The following is an 18978-nucleotide window of genomic DNA, read 5'->3' on the forward strand; positions in this document are numbered from 1 at the left end:
TGCGAAATCCTTGAGACGGGTAATGACTCTTTCCGCTTCAAACAACGGAAAAAGGCCGTGAAAAAAGCTTGAGCAACTGGAAACTTTTGGACGCTGTTACCTGGAAACTTTTCAACGCTGTTTGACAACTATGGTTTACCAGCATCCGGAAAGACGCGGAAAAACCTTGCCTTGGAAGCTTCGGACCAGGCTGATGTGCAAGCTGCTTGCTGGGGATATGGGAATTGACGTTCTGCACGCAATGCGCCCGCAGTTCGAGTTGCGGGAAGACATCGGGGAAATCGCGGGCGATTTGGTCGAGGAGTTTAAGAAGACGTCGGCGCTCAGGACTTGGGGATGGATGTGCATCATTGATGGCACGCCCCAGGTAGTGCCACCCGTAGCACTGCTGTAGCCTTCCCATGACCCGCTATGCGGGTGGTCAAGTCCAATGCAAATGCCTGGTCACGTCCGATGCAAACGACTGGTCAAGTCGAATGCAAACGGGTGGTCAAGTGGAGTGCAATTTCCCAGTTGATCGCTGGGAACCGTCGGCGCTGGCGGGAATAGACATCGCTCCAGTTCGGCGTCCGACAACTGCGTGGGCCAAGTCAGGCCGCTGGCAGCAAAGCGATTGAGGTACTCACCGACGCTGGCTCGACCCACTTGCAAGCTGACAGCGACCTGGCGGGCAGATAGGCCGACCTCGAATTTGAGACGTAGCACTTCCCTAATTTTACGCATGGATAACCGCTCCACGACGACCTCTCTGCTTCGATAAAAGAGGTCGATGGTAGTGAATTAATCCTGCGTTGCTGCCTGCTTTAAGGGTGGCCGGATGAGCGTGGAACGGGTGGCCGGATCACCGTGGAATCAGTGGCCGGATGTTCATGGAATAGGTGGCCGGATGGCCGTGGAATCCGCAGTCAGCCCTGGAACATCAATCTTCCTTGTTTCTACCCGCCGCTGATATTCATTTTTATCAGAGCAAATCACTTGAATATTGACTAACCGGGCACCGGCCTTTGAGGCGACTTCGCTCCAGGCTATTCGGCTTTCGTTCACAGGGTTTACACAATCAACGACGACTGTGTGGCCGAGGCGAAGATTACTCAATGCAAGCTCGTTAGCAACCCTGTAGCCACTGCGTCCCACGTCTTGTGCAAATGCACCGGAGTTGCGGAGCGCTTGCTCAATCGTATCGATCCGTAGGTAGACGGCGCTTGTCGTAGCCGCGAGGTCCTTGGCGATAGTGGTTTTTCCGGTGCCGGGAAGGCCGCTGAATACGATAAGCACGCTATGTCCTTCGCTGAGTGGGTGTTGCCTGGCAGTTAGGATCGTTTGTGTAACACAACCTGAAGGGGGGCGTGGAAGTGGCTGATGGTTCACAGGCGTCAGCCCACAGCCTGCAACCATTCAAGTAGCTCCATTTCCACGCTACCCAGCTTAGGCGCGGTAGGCGATAGCAGGCAGTACTGCGAGCCATCTTCAACAAACCCCAATGGCGCGGCTAACACACCGCTTTGCATAAAGGGGAGCGGATTTATTTATCGAAAAAAGTGGCCTGTTCTCCGAAAATAAATCTGTCCCGTTTTTATAGAAAATAAATCTGTCCCGTTTTTATGCAACCTCCAGAGTATTTCATCTGGCTTAGACCCTTCACCGCCACTCTGGCGGGACGGCCTGGAGGGAATTAGCTCGAAGCCGCTCCAATAGCGATGGGCCTCACGGGAGATTGAGCACCCCCTTTGATCTTCAAGGGCAGGACTATTGCGCAAGATGACCAGACCTGGTTTTCTGCCAGTTCGTCCAGCTTGGCGTTCTGGATCTGATAGATGCCCGCCTGAGTCAGATTGTTATGGTGGATAGCGAAGGGGAGCCCCTTAGGTGTTCCCTCCGGTTGTTTCGTGCCGTCGAGCATGCCTTTTGGAGCTGGGTCAGTGAACGGGTTATCCAAAGCGACTGCCACGATTTCATGCTGCTGCAAATAAAGCGCTGCGTCATAACCGAGCCCCGGGCCCTGGGTGTAATACTTTGCTGGAGCTTCATCCCAGTTCTTACCCCAGCCTGTGTAAATCAGCAGCATATCTCCGGGCAGGAGACCTCGTTTGGCCAGCCCTTGTGCTTTTAGCATGCCTTCGATATCAGCCTGGCTGATAATCTGATTGTCGTTGAGACGCTTACCATTATTCAGGTAGCGAGCGGCATCCAGCAAGATGGCGGAGGTTACAATGGGCGGGACTTTTTCGATTCCCAAGGCTTGGAGCCTTGAATCATCGGTAGGTTTGATCTGCTGATGCGTCCAGCCTCCGTAGTATTTGAGTTTGTCTTTTGGAAACTCACCCTTGCCATCCCATATGAATGGAAGATACCCGAAGTGGCCAAGGGCATCGATCTGAGTGCCTTGCCCCCCGATATTTCCTTGGACCGATTCGGTGTTGAAGCCGTGGCGAGTATTAGGTAGGCCATGCGGGGCATCAAAGCGATACTGTTCGTTCTCGGCGAACTTCGCTTGTGGCATCTCATTGGCCCGCTCGTGAGAGAGTTCAAAAGCTTTGGCGCCTGGTTTTTCTAACTCAAGCGCGCAACGCGCCCAAGTAGCAGTACCGAGATGACGGGCCATGCCGATCTGATCTTTTAGGTTCTCGGCCAGAGCGGGTGTCGATATTATTGGAAGAATAGACAGCCCCAGCCCCCAAACTGAGATGCCAAACTTCCTCTTTACGCTGCTCATGACGATCTCCTCTAGGTGAGTCGCCAAGGTAGACAAAAATACTCAGGAAAAAAATAACAATAAACTTAATTATGTTCTAAAGATTTCTTATTAATTGATAAGCGACTGCCCCGGATGCGTGTCTCAAATTCGCCGATCAGGAGGGAGCTAGTTTCCTTGCGGAGATTATGGATATACCATCTTACGGGGTCTTGTAGTAACCTTTTAAATGACGATAGAGTTTTGCCAAGTTTAAAATCTTTAATTTTTATTAATTGAATTGCCGCTAGGAATTGAATGGCAGCGTCGATTTTTTTGTCGCCGACGATGGCGAAAATTTTGATTTCGTCTTTGTGGGTTTATATCAAAAAGGAATTTTCATATTCCTTTACGCTATAAGACGGAAGGTTGATATTTTGGGGTTGACGAGCTTTCCTGGAGGAATTACGTTTGGCGTAATTCGATTACGCAAATGAAAAAGACTGTTTAGATTAAAAATCTGTAAGCGATTTCACCCGTCCCATGCCATGCGGTAACCCTAAAAAAATAAAAGGTACCTTGCGATGCAGAATCAGATTGTCAGTTTTCGTACTGCGCTTGGCGCTAGTCCGATGTCCCGTTACCAGCTTGTTTTGCTCCTTCTTCTGCTTTATTCCGGTCGCGTTATTCATTTTGAAAGTCCGATCCTCTGGAGAGAAACCTACTGAGGAAGGCGTGCTCGCGCCCTTATCGCTGGAATCGACAAAACCCTGCCCCGACTCATACCGTACAACTTGATGTTATTTGGATGAGTATTCCGTGTATTCGCATGTTGTTCGGGGATGCGGCCATTTTTATCGCTTGATCGTCGAGAATAAAAACAATGACCTTCTTTCGTTGTGTATCTGCGCGTCCGCTTACTTTGCTGATAACCCCGTTGTTTTTTACCCTGACGGTGCCTCAGGCCTTTGCGGATTTTATCAGTGACAGTAAAGCCAGCATCGATATGCGTAATTTCTACTTTAACCGCGACTTTCGCCAGCCGACTGCCACACAATCCAAGCAGGAGGAGTGGGCACAGGCATTTACATTGCGCTATGCCTCCGGTTACACCTCGGGCCCGGTGGGTGTGGGGCTCGATATGATTGGCCAGTTGGGCATCAAGCTGGATTCGAGCCCAGATAGAGCCGGCAGTGGACTACTTCCTCGGGGGCGCTCAGCACCGCGTCGAGCGCCTGACGATTTCGGACGCTTAGGGCCCACCATCAAGTTGCGTGCTTCAAACAGTCAATTGAAGGTCGGTACGCTGATTCCCAGGCTTCCCACTGTGCTGGCCAACGACACCCGCCTGATACAGCAGACCTATCGGGGGGCTCATCTGAACAGTTCTGAGATTGATGGACTGACGTTGGATTTTGGCCGCCTGGACAGGGTCAGTCAGCGCGACTCATCGAATGCAGAAAAGATGACCATCACCACGGGAGGAGCCAAGGGGATTGTGGTAGGCAAGAGCAGTGATCGTTTCGACTTTGCAGGGTTGACCTACCAGTGGCAGCCAAGGCTCGCAACGGGGCTGCACTATGGCCGGTTGGAGGGGCTCTATGAGCAGAAGATTATCAACCTGGTGCATACGTTGCCCATTGCCCAGGGCCAGGTCCTGAAAACCGACTTACGCTATGCTTGGGCCAAGAATGGGACCAACAGCAACGTTGATAACCGGGCTCTGGGTGGGATGTTTACTTATACTTTGGATAGTCATGCATTTACGGTTACCTTCCAGAAAATGAATGGGAAAACGGGGTATCCCTATCTGGGTAATGGCGATCCATTCTTGGTTAACCTCGTGCAAATATCTGAGTTCGCCAACCGTAATGAACGTTCGATGCAAGCCCGCTACGAGTATGACTTTACCGCCCTGGGGGTTCCTGGCCTGACCTTTATGACTCGTTATGTGAAAGGGGATAGCATTGAGTTGGGGGGCGGTCTTCCCGAGGGTTCGGAGTGGGAGCGCAATACCGACCTGGGTTACGTGATTCAAAGCGGTCCAATGAAAAATGTGGGTATCAAATTGCGCAACGCAACCGTGCGTTCCCGCAATTTTGGTAGCGATATAGATGAGAACCGTTTGATCTTTAACTATACGTTGGCGCTGTGGTGAAACTGATCACGTGAAAACGTGTTGATTTTTTAAAGAGTGAAGACTGCCCCCATGCTGATGAAAACGTGTCGATCAGCAAGCGGGTCGCAACGGATGTCACGAAAACCCATAAACGTCAGCCCACAGCCTGCAACCATTCAAGCAGTTCCATTTCCACGCTACCCAGCTTAGGTGCGGTAGGCGAGAGTAGGCAGTACTGCGAGCCATCTTCAACAAATCCCAATGGCGCGGCTAACACACCGCTTTGGATATCGTCGCGCACCAAGTGCCACGGGCCAATGGCCACTCCAAGGCCTGCAACAGCCGCCTGGATGCTGAAGTAAAAGTGCTCAAATGGTTGCATGTCCATGGCCGGAGTGGGCAGTCCTTTTGCACTGGCCCACTCTTGCCAAGCCGTAGGCCGGCTCGTCGTCTGCAGCAGCGGGGCTGAGGAGAGCAGGGCTTGCCTGCGTTTGCCAAACCACTGCTCGGCCTTTTCCGGCCGGCACACTGGGCCGACCTTCTCTGGGAATAGGGGCTCGGCATGGTAGTCGGCAGGTCGGGGGAAGTCGTCCCGGCGAATGGCCAGGTCGATCCCCTGGTTGAATGAGAAGGGGCCACCGCCGGCAACCAGGTGAATGTCCAGCCCTTGATGATGGGCCTGGAAGTCGCTCCAACGAGGGATCAACCAGCGCATCAGCAGCGTTGGCTCGCAGGACAAGACCAACTGGCGGGTTCGCCGGGCATCGGTGCGTATCCCGCGCACGGTCTGGTTTATCAAGCCAAGCCCTTCACTGACTGCTTTTGCCAGGCGTCTTCCGGCCTCGGTCAAGAACACCCTTCGGCTGCGCCGCTCGAACAGATCAACGCCCAAATCCTCTTCCAGCAGGCGCACTGCGCGGCTAATGGCACCAGGGGTCAGGTGCAGTTCGTCAGCCGCACGGGCGAAATTTTCGAGGCGTGCGGCTGATTCAAAGCAGCGCAATGCAAGCAGAGACGGCATGCGGCTCTCAGAAATCAGTGAGTTGCAGTCACTATTTCCTTCAGGAATCATCGTTATTACCCAGGCATAAGATCTGTAAATATTGCGTCATACGACCAATAGATCAAAGGGTACAACATGGGCGAATGGATAGCAGTAATCACCATCACACTCCTTGCATGCATCAGTCCGGGGCCAGATTTCGCCATGGTATCGCGCAACGGACTGCTCCTGTCTCGACGGGCAGGGGTGTTCACCGCTGTGGGAATTGGCCTGGGGGTGCTTGTCCACGTGGGCTACACGTTGCTTGGACTCGGGGTGGTGCTGCAACAGACACCTTGGTTGTTCAATGCATTGAAGCTGGCTGGAGCGGCCTATCTCGTCTACTTGGGCATCAAGATGCTTCGCTCCAAGCCGGCTCTTGAACCGTTGGACGCAGCGCCACCCGCTATGTCGGATCTGGCAGCGCTGCGTACGGGGTTTCTGACGAATGCGTTGAATCCGAAAACATCGATCTTCATCGTCAGCCTGTTCATGGGGGTAGTACGAGCAGACACCCCGTTGACCGTGCAAATGGCCTATGGGTTATTTATCGCTGGCGCGCATGTACTGTGGTTCAGCCTTGTCGCGCTGTGTTTCTCGGCCGGGATGGTGCGCGAACGGTTAATGGCCGCGCGACATTGGATTGATCGCATCTTTGGCGGCCTGCTTGTGGGCTTCGGGATCTTACTGACAGTGACCCAGCGTTCCGGTTGAGTTGAATGGAGCTGGGCGCTTGAGATACGCGGCCATTATTCGCAGCGGTCTGGCCGTTATGCCGTGGCCTGGAGATCGCCGCGATGCACGATATGCACTTTGTTGCCGTCCGGGTCCCGCAGATAGGCGCCATAGTAACCGTCGCCATAATGCGGGCGTGGACCGGGCTCACCGTCATTGCGTCCACCCGCCAGCACTCCGGCGGCATAGGCCACATTGACGGCATCGGGTGAGGGGGCAGAGAAAGCCACCATGCTGCCATTGCCCGCTGTGGCGTCCTGACGGTTGTAAGGGGAGTAGACATAGAAACGTGGCAATGGGCTGCCTGGGGTGATCCAGCAAGCAGAAGACGGCCCGCCATCCGGAGTCACAGGGCGGCGGCACAGGCCCAGTGGGATCAGTACGGCATCGTAGAATGCGGCGGCTTTATCCAGGTCGTTGGTGCCTACGGTAATGTGGCTGAACATGCCGACTCCTTGAGGGCTGTAGGTGCGCGACAGCCAGGGTTTTCAGATGACAGCACCATAGCAGAGCGGGGTTGAACCGACCATTTGCTATCCAGAGTGGGATCTTCATTGCCGGTTGTCAGCGGCCTTGGGTGGGAACTTGGCGGAACACCCTCCAAATTGTATCTCTCGATCTACCCCTAGCTGTACGGGGCGAGGCGTCACAGAACGCTCTACTGTCAGGGCAACAATAATTTGCCCGGATAACGCCCCATGTTGATGTCCACCAGCCTGCTGTCGGCCTTTGCGCTGTTTGCCTTCGTCTCTTCGATTACCCCTGGCCCCAATAACACCATGCTGTTGGCGTCGGGGGTGAACTTCGGTTTTCGTCGTTCGATTCCCCATGCCCTGGGGATCAGCGTGGGCTTTATGGTGTTGGTGATTTCGGTCGGCCTGGGCCTGGGGGAGGTGTTCAAGGCATTGCCTTGGGCGTACACCGCGTTGCGTTATATCGGGGCGGCGTACTTGTTGTACCTGGCGTGGAAGATTGCGACCTCCAGCGCGATGTCGGACGACACGGACGGCAAGCGCAAGCCCATGACCTTTCTCGCCGCCGCGGTGTTCCAGTGGGTCAACCCCAAGGCCTGGGTCATGGCGTTGGGGGCGATCACCACCTATACACCGGCTGAAGGTTACTTCACCAACGTGCTGGTCATCGCCGTGGTGTTTGCCGTGGTCAACCTGCCCAGTGTGTGCGTGTGGGCCGGGTGTGGCACCGGTTTGCGCAATATCCTGCGTGAGCCTCGCTGGTTGAAAATCTTCAACGGGTCGATGGCGGGGCTGTTGGTGCTGTCGTTGTACCCGATGTTTTTTGCCGGCTAAAGAGCCGAGGCCTTTGCGGGCCAGGGCTCAGACCGGTGAGATGGTGGCAAGCAGGCCGATCCCGATGGTCAGTGCCAGAAACCCAAACAGAAAAAGTGCCATCTTAGCCATGGGGCCTCCAAAAGGCAGAAGGGTGGCAGGAGGGTTCCTGCCGATGAGCCATTGTCGGGGTTGTGGGCTGTTCGGTACAGATGCAGCTGATAAAGAAAAAAGCGTATCAGATGCAGCTTGCAGGCTGGTGTGCCGGGGTTTGGGCTGGGGCCTGGAGGTGCTGATCAGACCGTCCGGGCCCCCTTGGGCGTTCTTGGGGCGGGCTCAGCGGCAGGCAGGATGTATTTGAGCCATTCCGTGCGGGGCGGGCCTGGCAGGTCTGGCGTCAGGTCGGCGCCCGTCGCTTCAGCCTCATCGATGGGGTAGCAATTGTCACTGCTGCGCCGGCCATCGGGGTAGACAATAAACCCCCCGCGCCCGCTGTCACAGTCGTGCAGATACACCGGCGACAGTTCTCGCTGCTTATCAATGCGCGCATTCAAATGCATGATATAGGCGCCCATCGCAATCGATACCCCCATAATCACCCCCAGGCATATCACCACCTGCCAGGTGTAACGGGTGCCGCTATCGGAAGGCATTGGCGCCACAGCACGGAGCTGCCTGCTCGATGCCCGTGCCCAGCAGAAACCGGCTGCCTTCCCCCCGATGCCCGCGAGCGGGCAGGACGCTGGCCATCAGGGCGAAGAGAATCAAGGCCAGCAGGACTCTTTTGACCATCGAGTAACGGTTCATGGCGGTGATGACCTCTGGATAGGAAGAGGCCAGCTTAGAGAGTGGCGGGTTAACGCGAGGTAAACATCCACGGGAAATCGCGCGACTTCCGTTATCCTTCAACCCTCTGCGCAACACCTGTCCGAGGGGACGTTCCCGTGCATATTCATCTGTTGCTGGTCGAGGACAACCTTGACCTGGCCACGACCATCATCGAATACCTGGAGATCAGCGGCATGGTCTGCGACCACGTCAGCAATGGCCAGGCCGGTCTTAACCTGGCACTCGACCAGCATTACGACGTGATCCTCCTGGACATCATGTTGCCGCGCCTGGACGGCCAGCAAGTGTGCGAACGGTTACGCGCGCAAGGCAGCCAGACGCCGATCCTGATGCTCACTTCACTGGACGCCCTCCCGGACAAGCTCGCCAGCTTTGCAGCAGGCGCCGACGACTATCTGGTCAAGCCCTTCGAGCTGGCCGAACTGGTCGCCAGGATTCGTGCCCTGAGCATGCGCCGCAGCAGCCAGACCAGCCGCCTGCAAGTGGACGACCTGGTGATGGAGCTGACGACCCGCACCGTCAGCCGCGCCGGGCAGGTACTGCATTTGTCGCCCATCTGCTGGACCTTGCTGGAGTACCTGATGCGCGCCAGCCCTGAACCCGTGCCCCGGGAACGCCTGGAAACCACAATCTGGGGCGACGAACCGCCGGACAGCAATACCCTCAAGGTCCACATGCATCGGCTGCGCAAGGCGGTCGACAAACCCTTCAACCGGCCGTTGATCCACACCCTTCCCGGGGTCGGTATTCAGGTCAAACCCCATGCGTAACGGCCTGAGCCTGAAGTGGGTGATCAGCGGCAGCTTCCTGTTCCTGATTGCCGTGGTGTTACTGATCTACAGCCAGCTGCTGCCGGTATACACCGTGCGCGGCCTGCTCTACACCGCCAGCGCGATGATGGAAGAGGAGGCCCGGTATTTCGTCAGGCACTACGAGAAGGACCCGACCACGCCACCCCCGCACAATTACTTCTTCGAGTCCGTCATCGGCAAGGAAGCCTTGCCGGCCAGTGTGCGTGAGTTGCTCAAGGCACCGCCGAGCATGTCCTTCGGCGCGGTCCAGGTCTTTGGTGATACCGACTCCGATGACGACGACACAGAGGTCCGGGCGGTCCTTTCCCAGCCCCTGGGCGACGGCAAGACCCTGTATATGTATGACATCGACCATGATCACGAAGAGGGTGGCGAGGTCGAGACGCCGCTGTCCGACGCCTACTTTGACCAGGTCCTGCAAGGCGTCGTGTTTATCAGCCTGGCGGTGTTCGTGCCGGCGCTGATCATCATCGCCCTGTTGGTCTGGTGGCTGGTGCGGCCGCTGGGGCGCCTGGCCCAATGGTCCGGCACCCTGAAAAACCCTGATGCCATGGCCTGCAAACGCCCGGATTTCAGCTTCAAGGAGTTCAATACCCTGGCCGACGCCCTGGCCCAGAGTGTTGAGCAAGTGCAGGCCGCCAGCCAGCGCGAAGGGCGCCTGTTGCGCTACACCAGCCATGAACTGCGAACCCCGCTGGCGGTGCTCAAGGCCAATATAGAACTGCTGACCCTGCAGGCCGGCGGTGTCCTGCCACCCGCCCTGCAACGTATTGAGCGCTCGGTGCTGAATATGCAGCTTATCGCCGAGACCTTGCTGTGGATGAGCCGCGAGCGCCCCGAACCGTTGCCGCAGGAAGACATTGACCTGAGCGCGTTGGTGGGCGAGTTGATTGACAAACATCGCTACCTGATCGGCAACCGGGATATCGAGCTGCTTGTCGACATCCACAACGAACCCTGCCGACTCCCCCCCACCGCGTGTCGCATCGTGATCGGCAACTTCCTGCGCAATGCGCTGCAATACGCGGAAGAAGGCCAGGTAGAAATCAGCTTCGACTATCCCCGGTTGGTGATTGCCAATCACGTCCGGGAGGCCAAGCCGCGGGAGGAGTCTAATGATTTCGGTTACGGCCTGGGGCTGCAATTGATGCGTCAGTTATGCGCAAAATTGGGTTGGCAGATTGAGGTGATCCTTGAGCAGCAGCGTTTTACGGTGATTCTTGAGTTCGCGAGTTTGCGGGGCGGAGCAGGTAGTAAAGTTGTGGGGCGCACAGGTGCGTAACGCTGGGAACCAGGCCATCAATAGATGGGCGGCGCCGATGCGGTCGTGTCACAGCGTGCTTGAGGGTAAGTTCTCACAGAGGTAAACCGTGTCATAGGTGTAGGCAACCGTTAATGGGTGTTGGGAGATGCCTTCTGCGACGATGACCTTGGTGGGTGGTTTGACGGAGTGTAGTTTCACGGCACCTTGACATACCGACTCGGCTTTTTGCTGACACGGGGTGGCGTCCGTAGGGATGCTGCTGGAGCAGATCACCGACACCTGTCGCGTGGCGTCTTGGCTTACCGTCTTGGGCGGTTCTTGAGCGCAGCCAGAAAGAGACAACGGTATCGTTGTCAGCAATACGCCCATTCTGGCAACGGTTCTGAAAAAACCAGGCATATTCCTCATGGCCAGCCTCACTGCGTTATCGTCATGCTTGCGGTGGCTCGGGTAGACCCGTAGCGAATCCGTGAGTAAACGGGATCGGCATAGCTGAACTCAAGGTCCGTGCCGATGACTCCATATTGCCTCGCAAGGCAGGTGAAACTCACCATGACCTGCCAGCATCAGCAGGCATGAGGCGTTCATAATCCATTCCTTTGATGAAGTGATACCTGATGTGAACCTATCACTGACACTCGGCTGTTTTATGACAAAAGCTCGCGTGTTGCTACGCCGTACACGTGAAAAACAGTCGGCAGGACGCCGGATGATGGGAGTTGCGGAGCGGGGTTTAAAATTGCGCTGCGGAAAAGATAAGGGCCTGTATGAAGTTCATCATGCAAGCCGACGACCGAGACCTAATCCTACTCAAGGCCTGTCAGGCCTATAGGCGCGAAACAACAGTCTGAAAAGAAGTGAGCCGGGCGGATGCGTTAACATCCAGACCGGCTAGCCATTCGGGGCACTAGCCTAGGAAAGTATTAATATAGGTTCGGTAGTACTTACTGTTGATCTCAAAGGCTAACTTGACCTTTACTTGCCGGCCTCTGCCTATTAGCTTGATCGTGACTTTGTGCAAAAACTTTTGAGGATATGGTAGTTATGAGGTAAATGGTCACCGTAATAAGAGACCACATCTCCAACGACCATAAACGGTGTAAATCCTTCATAGCCACCTTCTGCGCCTTTATAATTCACATACCCACAGACTCCTTCATAGCTTTTACCGCTAGCGAAGCGCCCCTTGAATTTGTAAATAGTTTCAAATTTCGCGGAGTCAGGGTCTGATATACGTCTGAGCAGCTTTCTTTTTGCATCGGCGATTTCGGTCTTGCTTGCAATAGAGTGCTCGACTGTGGGGGGAGCGGGTGGCGCTGGGGGAGGGAGAAGTCCGCAACCTGTAAGTGCAAGAGTGAAACCAGCTATGGTTATTTTCTTTAACATTTTCCAAAATCCTTTTTCTAGTGCTTTAGCGCCGAAGCGCATGGCCGCCTGTGTCACGATGGTATTGGCGTAGAAGTCTCTTATGAATAGTACGAATGTGCTAGGTGGCCCTTTGCCTCATGTCCAGGGTGTGAAGCTATTGTCTTCAAAAATAACGGCAAAGGACCGCCCCTATGATCGCTTTTACAAGGCATCTCCTACCTGTCGCATTACTGTGTAGTGCCCTCTCTGCCCAGGCGAGCGAAGTGCTGAAGGGCGACTTCTGGGTCGTTCACCACCAAGGTGCCTTGGGCAAGAATCAGGTGTTCATCGCAGACGGCGACCCCACTCACATCGTCAATCGCCCAGGTGGCGCGAAATCATTGGGTGTCTATCAACTTTACGAAGAGCCCGGTAAACCCAACTTCACCGCTTACGATGTCGAAATCGATTGTGCGAAGAACCGCGTGCGAATAATGGGGGCAGCGGATTTTCGCAGCGTGTTCAATGAGCTTCGCAATACGAAGTATTCCAGCCAATGGCAGAGCAAACCTGACGCCTGGTTGGTGCAAAGCCGTGACTTTGTCTGTAAGCCGACTGAACGCCAGGCCAAGAAGATGGAGCACTTGGGTGTGATGTCCGCGTCGCAAATGAGCAAGGCAGGGCCGCAGTTCTTCGAGATATTGAACCGCGAGGCCGCCAAGACGGCCATCATGCAGAAGATAGATGAAGGGTTCGCGCAGATGCCTGCCAAGTAACGCGACCTTCAGGGGGAAGACCTTATGAACCGATTGTTTATGTTGGCCCTGCTCGCCACCTTGCTCAGTGGCTGTGCATCATTGTCGGCCAGCAGTGCCTGGAAAGATCGCCCGGTGGGCGAACTGATCGACTTCTTCGGTGTGCCAAGGCAGATCATGGTGGCGCCGGCGGAAGATATGGTAGTGCTTAGGTATGTACGTGACAGTAGCTATGTCTCACGTGAAGCAGCGGGTACTTACACGGGGCCGCAGAACGGGCAACTTGTGCACGCAGAATACTGGGAAGACGTACAGCACTCAGGCAGTTGCGAGATCAATGTGTTCGTCAACAGAGCGCGGCTGGTGCAGAAGGTGCGGACGAAAGGGCGTTGTGTAGCGGTCGAGATGGCACCAGCAGGGTAGCGCATGGGCCACTGGCAAGAAGCCAACCCCACCGCACCAGGTCTGCGTGTAGCGTTTCATCCTGCTGGTGGAGCAGGGCGACTTGGGTGGTTGGTGCCACGTTGTAACGCTCAAGCGGTGCTTCACCCACTGAGTTTGCCAGGGCGTTTGGCTGGCGGCACGCCGTTTGCATCAGGGAAAATCCTCCTGGCCAGGCAATCGGTATGGCAATCAGATGGCGTTAAGTCCCGAGCAGTTACAGGCTCTGGTGGTCGGTCTTCCCTGGCAGCGGCTTGGGTCTGACGGAGCCATCCGTAACCATTAAGAGACATGGATGACAGACATCGATCAGCAGATCGGGCAGAGTCATCGCCATGATTCCTATGCCCCCTCTCGATCAGCTCGACACCGAACAACTGCGCAGCTTCGCTGCGCAACTGCTTGAGCATGTCGAACGCCTTGATAAAGAAGTGCTGCACCAAAAGACCCGCAACCAGCAGCTCATTCACGAGATAGCCCAGCTCAAGCGTCACCGCTTCGCCAAACGTTCCGAGTCCTTAAGCCCTGGTCAGGCCAGCTTGCTCGACGACCTGATTGAAGCCGACCTGGCCGCCATCGAAGCCGAGCTTGAAATCCTGGCCCCCAAACCCGCGCAATCACCAGCCCGTCAGCACCCCAAACGTACTGCTCTGCCTGACGAGTTTCCTCGCACACTAATTCATCACGAACCTGACAACACCCAATGCCCATGCGGCTGCGCCCTCAAGCATATCGTCGAAGACGTCAGCGAAAAGCTCGACTACACGCCGGGCGTGTTCAGCGTTGAACGGCACGTTCGCGGCAAATGGGTCTGCAACAACTGCGAAACCTTGATCCAGGCTCCGGTTCCCGCGCAAGTCATCGACAAAGGCATCCCGACTTCCGGGCTGCTGGCCCAGTTGATGATCGCGAAATACGCCAATCATTTACCGCTGTACCGCCAGGAGCAAATCTTCGGGCGGGCCGATCTTGCAACTCCTCGTTCAACCTTGGCCAGTTGGGTCGGTGTTTGCGGCGTGCAGTTGCAGCCGCTGGTCGATGCCCTGCGCGAAGTCGTGCTTGAACACAACGTGGTGCATGTCGATGAAACGCCGGTGCAGATGCTCGCACCGGGCGAGAAGAAAACCCATCGGGCTTACGTCTGGGGTTATGCGACAACGACAACCGCACCGATCAGCGCGGTGGTGTATGACTTCAGCCCCGGCCGCTCGGGCGAGTATGCCCGCAACTTTCTGGGAGATTGGAAAGGTAAGTTGGTCTGTGATGACTACGGTGGCTACAAAGCCAGTTTTGCACTCGGCGTCACGGAAATCGGCTGTATGACCCACGCCCGCCGCAAGTTATACAACTTGCACATCACAGGCAAAAGCGTGCTTGCCGAGCAAGCACTGCGTTACATCGCGGCCTTACATGAAGTTGAACGCGAAGTCCGCGATTTAGAACCGGATGTCCGACGACAAATACGTCAGGAAAAAGCAGCGCCTCTGATGGGCGCATTTCATGCCTGGATGATCGCCCTGCGCGAGCTTGTGCATGAAGGTTTGGGGATTACCAAAGCCTTGGACTACAGCCTCAAACGCTGGGTGGCGTTGAGTCGCTATCTGGATGACGACACGGTGCCGATAGACAACAATCACATCGAAAATCAGATAAGGCCATGGGCGCTTGGACGCAAAAATTGGCTGTTCGCCGGTTCCCTACGCAGCGGTCAACGTGCGGCGGCGCTGATGAGTTTGATCCAATCGGCCAAGCTTAACGGGCACGATGCGTATGCCTATCTGAAGGACGTTCTGACTCGCCTGCCGACGCAGCGGGCGAGTGAAATTGAGTTGTTGCCGCATCGTTGGCAACCGGCTTATCTATGCAAGATGGGATGCCTGACCGCTTACCGAAAACCGGCGTTCACTCTAATAGATTACGTTGGTTTTGGGTTTCGTTGCTCCCAGAATTCCGATACATCAAGCTGTTCTCATGCCAGGCTGTCACACCACTTGGAACGTAATCGGGACGGTGGCTCATGAATGATCAACAGATAATAGAAGAGATAAGAGAGTGGTTTACCAGTTGCCTGGGGTGTGCAGCCGGGCGACGGGAGTTCAGTAAAAAACGTTATATGTTGGCGATTGCACGGACCACGATGAGGCCAGGGAGAGTTTTGAGGCGTATGTACGAGCCCTTGAGGCTCGAGAAGTAGTGGCCTGTTTGATCATTTGTCCGACCACTCACCCTGAGCAGAGCCAATACAGCGTGGCTCAGGAAGTACGGCGCTTGTCGGCGCTGTTCAGCCCGCTCAGTGAGTTCTCTGCCGAAGCATTGGCGACCGGCCATGCGCTGAATAAAAAGCTCTACCTGATGTGCCCGGTGACCAAGGCCAAGGTGTTATTCGAAGACTTTGATGCGGTGGTGTTTTGTCCACAATCCGATGACTTAGACGACGAACTTTATGACCCTTTGATGTCAGCACCGATTCCGGCAGTTAACTTCAACTCAGATGTTTATGCCTTTTCAATGTTCTGTCGCGACATGAGCGTGCAGAAGTTCAAACGCGAAGTATATGAGTTGACCCCTACAGAACGCGGACAACTCTACGAAGTGGTGTTACATGGTTGGCAGCGTCTTGCCGAAAAAACCTTGGGTAACTACATCGCCATGACCGATGTTGAAAAGTGCCCGGTGTACTTGCATGACAACAATCGGTACTGGTTCGCCAACCATCAGGACCCGGCGTTTGCCGAATCGGTAAAGGACTTGTATCGGCACGACATGCCGTTGATTTATGTGCCGAAGATCTTTTGTGAATGGGAGCAATATTTCGCCAGCGGGCGTATCCCGGACTTCAGTGAAACGTCCACGCCTGGCAGCCAGCACCTGGATACATCTGAAACGACTCTTGAGGCCATTTGAAATGAGCAAGGACGCAAATACTTCCGGCAAAAAGTGGGTATTCATCGGTTTCGGCTCGATCACCAAGGCGACCCTCGGGCTGCTGGTGAGCGCGCGTACAATCGAGCTTTCATCGGCGGTGGTGATCGCGCCGCAGATCGAGCAGCACCAGCCCTTTGTTGACCTCGGGGTGAGTTTTATCGATGTGGCGCTCACGCCCGAAAACCTTGGCTGTGTGTTATGCGATGTGGTCCGCCAGGGTGATTTCATCGTCAACCTGTCGGTGAATGTGAGCAGCGCCGACCTGATCCGATTTGCCCATGCGCACGGCGCGCTGTACCTCGATACCTGCATTGAACCCTGGGTCGGTACCTACAACGAACCGAGCCTGAGCACCTCGCAGCGTTCCAACTATGCGTTGCGCGACCAGTTGTTGTCGCTAAAAAGCGAGCTCGGCCCAGGTCCGACAGCGGTGGTGACCCATGGCGCGAACCCGGGCCTGGTGTCGCACTTCGTCAAATCTGCATTGTTGCAGCTCGCGGCGAAACTCGACGTGAGCGTCCCCGACGGCCAAGAAGGCGTGGCCTGGGGCGAGCTGGCAATGGCACTGAACGTCAAGGTGATCCACATTGCCGAGCGCGATACCCAGCGCTCATCACGCATCAAGACCGACGACGAGTTCGTCAACACCTGGTCCGTCGACGGCTTCGTCAGCGAAGCCGGGCAGCCTGCCGAATTGGGCTGGGGCTCCCACGAAAAAACCTGGCCGCCGTTCGCCCATCATCATCTGTTCGGTTCCAATAGCGCCATTTACCTGGAACGCCCCGGCGCCTCGGTGTCAGTGAAAACCTGGACGCCCAATGGTGGCCCCTGCACCGGCCTGCTGATTACCCACAATGAAGCCATCTCGCTACCTGACTTTCTGACTGTCAAAGTGGGCGAGACGCTGCTGTACCGGCCCACCGTGTATTACGCCTATCACCCTTGCGACGATGCGCTGTTGTCGGTGCATGAATATGTCGGCAGAGGCTGGAGGCTCCAGAACACCAAGCGGATCATGAACGACGAAATTGCCCCCGGTGGTGTCGACGCACTGGGCGTTTTGCTCATGGGCCACGCTCTGAATGCCTACTGGTACGGCTCAATCCTGAGCATCGACGAGGCGCGCCAGATTGCCCCGTTCAACACCGCCACCAGCCTGCAAGTGGCCACCGGCGTGTACTCGGGTATTATCTGGGCCATCGAAAACCCCGACCGTGGAATTGTCGAGCCGGAACAGATGGACCACCAACGCGTGCTGGAAATTGCTCTACCTTTCCTTGGCAGCCTCCAAGGCATCCAGACCAACTGGACGCCGCTGGACACCATCAATGCCCTGTTCCACAAGCCCGAAGGTGAGTTGTGCCCGTGGCAGTTTGAACACTTTACGGCGGTTTAACCCAGGTCGATCCCCCATGGAAAGTCCGAGCATCGAATACACCGACAAGCAGCGCTGGTTTGCCCTCACCAAGATCAACACCCTCTCGGCACTGTCGCAGATCGTGCAGATCGGCACCGTCACGCCGCTGCTTTCGCTGTCGCTGGAACAACAAGGCGTGGAGCCGGCCAAGGTCGGCGTGATCGTCAGCGCCTCGTGGCTGGCGATCCTGCTGCTGTACAAATGGGTGCCGCATTTGCTCGCCCATCTGGGGCTGGTCAAGACCAACATCCTCAGTGCGGTGCTGACCATTGGTGCGCTGATCGGCATGACCTTGACCCACCACCTGGGGCTGATTTTTGCGCTGAATTTTGTCCTCGGTATCGGCCTGATCCTGCGCTGGATCGCCTGCGATACCTGGATCGTCGCCGTCGCCTCCAAAGACGAACGCGGCCGCGCGATTGGCGTTCACGAAACCCTCATGGGCCTGGGTATCGCCGTCGGCCCGTTGCTGCTGGTGGTCTTCGGCGTCGGCAGCGCCGCGCCTTACTACGCCTGTGCCGTTATCGTCCTGCTCTCCGGCGTACTGGCACTCACCCTCAAACCCTACGACACCCAACCACAAACCCCGGCAGAAAAACGCCACGGCAAATTATTCAGCGTCATCCCCACCGCGCTCTGTGGCGCTTTTATCGCCGGCTTTGCAGAAACCTCATCCGTATCATTCCTGGCCGGCTACAGCCTCTCGGCCGGCTACCTGCTCACAGCTGCGACCCTGCTGATCTCAGTCTTCGGCATTGGCGGCACCCTGCTGCAACTGCCCATCGGCTGGATGGCAGACCGCAGCTCCTACAAAATCGGCCAATTGGTCTGCGGATTGATCCTGCTGCTAGGCACCCTCGCCATCCCATTCAGCCAGTCGCTTCCCTGGTTGGCGACGCTCATCGTATTCCTGTGGGGCGGTGCCATTGGCGGCATGAACACCCTGGCCGTGATCGAAGCGGGAGACCGGGTGGGGGAGCATCAGGTATCTACGGCCATGACGGCGATTGCGATGTTTTATACGTTGGGGAGTGTTTTGGGACCGATTGCTACGGGGGCGACGGTTTCTTATGTGAGTGGGCATGGGCTGATGATATCGGTGGGGGCGGCGGGGGTGGTTTTTGTGGGGATGTTGGTGTTGCGCAGAGATCCGGCGCGAGAGTGATTGGTGGCAAATTTCAGGTACAAAAAGGGGGCGCTTCAGAATTCGGAAAATAAAGCACGTTAAGCCAACTTCAGCAGCCGCAACAATGGCCGGCCGGGGTGTGCCAGAACCTTCACTGTGCTGCGTCAGAGATGATTTTGTAAGTCCGAG

18 protein-coding genes and 4 pseudogenes are annotated in these 18978 nt (G+C 55.9%); 12 read left to right on the forward strand and 10 right to left on the reverse strand.

Annotated features, from left to right (window positions below):
* Positions 1 to 513: 513 nt before the first annotated feature.
* The 4 genes and pseudogenes from BLL38_RS24615 to BLL38_RS31180 form a co-directional block, all read right to left on the reverse strand.
* Positions 514 to 723 (reverse strand): annotated as a pseudogene (locus tag BLL38_RS24615) (IS21 family transposase); the annotation flags it as partial.
* A gap of 180 nt (positions 724 to 903) precedes the next feature.
* Positions 904 to 1275: pseudogene (locus BLL38_RS24620) on the reverse strand (P-loop nucleotide/nucleoside kinase family protein); the annotation flags it as partial.
* Between the two features lie 397 nt (positions 1276 to 1672).
* Positions 1673 to 2713: a cyclase family protein gene (locus BLL38_RS24625; protein WP_083743115.1), complete on the reverse strand. Its 1041-nt coding sequence runs from the start codon at positions 2711 to 2713 to the stop codon at positions 1673 to 1675.
* Between the two features lie 470 nt (positions 2714 to 3183).
* Entirely contained in the window at positions 3184 to 3363 is a 180-nt protein-coding gene (locus BLL38_RS31180) for a hypothetical protein (RefSeq protein WP_154220661.1), read from the reverse strand.
* Between the two features lie 191 nt (positions 3364 to 3554).
* Between BLL38_RS31180 and BLL38_RS24630 the strand changes: the two genes are divergently transcribed.
* A complete protein-coding gene (locus BLL38_RS24630) occupies positions 3555 to 4829 on the forward strand; it encodes an OprD family porin (RefSeq protein ID WP_076964664.1) in 1275 nt (424 codons plus the stop codon).
* A gap of 115 nt (positions 4830 to 4944) precedes the next feature.
* Here the strand turns inward: BLL38_RS24630 and BLL38_RS24635 are convergent, their stop codons facing one another.
* The gene (locus BLL38_RS24635; RefSeq protein ID WP_076964665.1) at positions 4945 to 5862 is read right to left on the reverse strand and encodes a LysR family transcriptional regulator; all 918 of its coding nucleotides are present in this window, start codon (positions 5860 to 5862) and stop codon (positions 4945 to 4947) included.
* A gap of 66 nt (positions 5863 to 5928) precedes the next feature.
* Here BLL38_RS24635 and BLL38_RS24640 point away from each other — a divergent pair, with 66 nt between their 5' ends.
* The gene (locus BLL38_RS24640; protein WP_076964666.1) at positions 5929 to 6546 is read left to right on the forward strand and encodes a LysE family translocator; all 618 of its coding nucleotides are present in this window, start codon (positions 5929 to 5931) and stop codon (positions 6544 to 6546) included.
* A 56-nt stretch (positions 6547 to 6602) separates the two neighbouring features.
* Here the strand turns inward: BLL38_RS24640 and BLL38_RS24645 are convergent, their stop codons facing one another.
* The gene (locus BLL38_RS24645; RefSeq protein ID WP_076964667.1) at positions 6603 to 7013 is read right to left on the reverse strand and encodes a VOC family protein; all 411 of its coding nucleotides are present in this window, start codon (positions 7011 to 7013) and stop codon (positions 6603 to 6605) included.
* Positions 7014 to 7265: 252 nt separating this feature from the next.
* Between BLL38_RS24645 and BLL38_RS24650 the strand changes: the two genes are divergently transcribed.
* A complete protein-coding gene (locus BLL38_RS24650) occupies positions 7266 to 7874 on the forward strand; it encodes a LysE family translocator (RefSeq protein ID WP_076964668.1) in 609 nt (202 codons plus the stop codon).
* Between the two features lie 275 nt (positions 7875 to 8149).
* On the opposite strand, the gene BLL38_RS24655 is transcribed toward BLL38_RS24650, so the two are convergent.
* The gene (locus BLL38_RS24655) at positions 8150 to 8506 is read right to left on the reverse strand and encodes a hypothetical protein (protein WP_076964669.1); all 357 of its coding nucleotides are present in this window, start codon (positions 8504 to 8506) and stop codon (positions 8150 to 8152) included.
* A complete protein-coding gene (locus tag BLL38_RS31185; RefSeq protein WP_154220662.1) occupies positions 8493 to 8660 on the reverse strand; it encodes a hypothetical protein in 168 nt (55 codons plus the stop codon). Before BLL38_RS31185 ends, BLL38_RS24655 begins: the two co-directional genes overlap by 14 nt.
* 137 nt (positions 8661 to 8797) lie before the next feature.
* Between BLL38_RS31185 and BLL38_RS24660 the strand changes: the two genes are divergently transcribed.
* On the forward strand, positions 8798 to 9472 hold the full coding sequence (locus BLL38_RS24660; RefSeq protein ID WP_076964670.1) for a response regulator transcription factor: 675 nt from the start codon (positions 8798 to 8800) through the stop codon (positions 9470 to 9472).
* Positions 9465 to 10796: a sensor histidine kinase gene (locus BLL38_RS24665; protein WP_076964671.1), complete on the forward strand. Its 1332-nt coding sequence runs from the start codon at positions 9465 to 9467 to the stop codon at positions 10794 to 10796. Before BLL38_RS24660 ends, BLL38_RS24665 begins: the two co-directional genes overlap by 8 nt.
* A 978-nt stretch (positions 10797 to 11774) precedes the next feature.
* Here the strand turns inward: BLL38_RS24665 and BLL38_RS30790 are convergent.
* A complete protein-coding gene (locus BLL38_RS30790) occupies positions 11775 to 12164 on the reverse strand; it encodes a hypothetical protein (RefSeq protein ID WP_141562839.1) in 390 nt (129 codons plus the stop codon).
* Between the two features lie 173 nt (positions 12165 to 12337).
* Here BLL38_RS30790 and BLL38_RS24670 point away from each other — a divergent pair, with 173 nt between their 5' ends.
* Both BLL38_RS24670 and BLL38_RS24675 read left to right on the forward strand, forming a co-directional pair.
* Positions 12338 to 12901, forward strand: coding sequence for a hypothetical protein (locus BLL38_RS24670; protein WP_076964672.1), 564 nt, complete (start codon positions 12338 to 12340; stop codon positions 12899 to 12901).
* Positions 12902 to 12925: 24 nt separating this feature from the next.
* A complete protein-coding gene (locus BLL38_RS24675) occupies positions 12926 to 13303 on the forward strand; it encodes a hypothetical protein (protein WP_076964673.1) in 378 nt (125 codons plus the stop codon).
* Between the two features lie 22 nt (positions 13304 to 13325).
* Here the strand turns inward: BLL38_RS24675 and BLL38_RS31520 are convergent.
* Positions 13326 to 13475 (reverse strand): annotated as a pseudogene (locus BLL38_RS31520) (DUF159 family protein); the annotation flags it as partial.
* Between BLL38_RS31520 and BLL38_RS32030 the strand changes: the two are divergent.
* The 5 genes and pseudogenes from BLL38_RS32030 (at position 13470) to BLL38_RS24705 (ending at position 18828) form a co-directional block, all read left to right on the forward strand.
* Positions 13470 to 13607, forward strand: coding sequence for a hypothetical protein (locus BLL38_RS32030; protein ID WP_159439760.1), 138 nt, complete (start codon positions 13470 to 13472; stop codon positions 13605 to 13607). The pseudogene BLL38_RS31520 and the gene BLL38_RS32030 overlap by 6 nt on opposite strands.
* Positions 13608 to 13656: 49 nt before the next feature.
* Positions 13657 to 15174: pseudogene (gene tnpC, locus BLL38_RS24690) on the forward strand (IS66 family transposase); the annotation flags it as partial.
* Between the two features lie 415 nt (positions 15175 to 15589).
* Positions 15590 to 16225: a hypothetical protein gene (locus BLL38_RS24695; RefSeq protein WP_076964674.1), complete on the forward strand. Its 636-nt coding sequence runs from the start codon at positions 15590 to 15592 to the stop codon at positions 16223 to 16225.
* A gap of 1 nt (position 16226) precedes the next feature.
* Positions 16227 to 17642 carry a saccharopine dehydrogenase C-terminal domain-containing protein gene (locus tag BLL38_RS24700; protein WP_076964675.1) on the forward strand — a complete coding sequence of 472 codons (1416 nt, stop codon included), beginning with the start codon at positions 16227 to 16229 and terminating at the stop codon, positions 17640 to 17642.
* 16 nt (positions 17643 to 17658) lie between these two features.
* Positions 17659 to 18828, forward strand: a complete 1170-nt coding sequence (locus tag BLL38_RS24705; RefSeq protein WP_076964676.1) for an MFS transporter — start codon at positions 17659 to 17661, stop codon at positions 18826 to 18828.
* Positions 18829 to 18978: the final 150 nt, after the last annotated feature.

It is taken from the genome of Pseudomonas gessardii (genome assembly GCF_001983165.1).
Classification (GTDB): Bacteria; Pseudomonadota; Gammaproteobacteria; order Pseudomonadales; family Pseudomonadaceae; genus Aquipseudomonas; species Aquipseudomonas gessardii.

Coding starts and splice junctions, on each gene's coding strand:
- BLL38_RS24625 (WP_083743115.1), bottom strand. CDS start 2,713: ATGAGCAGCGTAAAGAGGAAGTTTGGCATCTCAGTTTGGGGGCTGGGG.
- BLL38_RS31180 (WP_154220661.1), bottom strand. CDS start 3,363: ATGAATAACGCGACCGGAATAAAGCAGAAGAAGGAGCAAAACAAGCTG.
- BLL38_RS24630 (WP_076964664.1), top strand. CDS start 3,555: ATGACCTTCTTTCGTTGTGTATCTGCGCGTCCGCTTACTTTGCTGATA.
- BLL38_RS24635 (WP_076964665.1), bottom strand. CDS start 5,862: ATGATTCCTGAAGGAAATAGTGACTGCAACTCACTGATTTCTGAGAGC.
- BLL38_RS24640 (WP_076964666.1), top strand. CDS start 5,929: ATGGGCGAATGGATAGCAGTAATCACCATCACACTCCTTGCATGCATC.
- BLL38_RS24645 (WP_076964667.1), bottom strand. CDS start 7,013: ATGTTCAGCCACATTACCGTAGGCACCAACGACCTGGATAAAGCCGCC.
- BLL38_RS24650 (WP_076964668.1), top strand. CDS start 7,266: ATGTTGATGTCCACCAGCCTGCTGTCGGCCTTTGCGCTGTTTGCCTTC.
- BLL38_RS24655 (WP_076964669.1), bottom strand. CDS start 8,506: ATGCCTTCCGATAGCGGCACCCGTTACACCTGGCAGGTGGTGATATGC.
- BLL38_RS31185 (WP_154220662.1), bottom strand. CDS start 8,660: ATGAACCGTTACTCGATGGTCAAAAGAGTCCTGCTGGCCTTGATTCTC.
- BLL38_RS24665 (WP_076964671.1), top strand. CDS start 9,465: ATGCGTAACGGCCTGAGCCTGAAGTGGGTGATCAGCGGCAGCTTCCTG.
- BLL38_RS30790 (WP_141562839.1), bottom strand. CDS start 12,164: ATGTTAAAGAAAATAACCATAGCTGGTTTCACTCTTGCACTTACAGGT.
- BLL38_RS24670 (WP_076964672.1), top strand. CDS start 12,338: ATGATCGCTTTTACAAGGCATCTCCTACCTGTCGCATTACTGTGTAGT.
- BLL38_RS24675 (WP_076964673.1), top strand. CDS start 12,926: ATGAACCGATTGTTTATGTTGGCCCTGCTCGCCACCTTGCTCAGTGGC.
- BLL38_RS24700 (WP_076964675.1), top strand. CDS start 16,227: ATGAGCAAGGACGCAAATACTTCCGGCAAAAAGTGGGTATTCATCGGT.
- BLL38_RS24705 (WP_076964676.1), top strand. CDS start 17,659: ATGGAAAGTCCGAGCATCGAATACACCGACAAGCAGCGCTGGTTTGCC.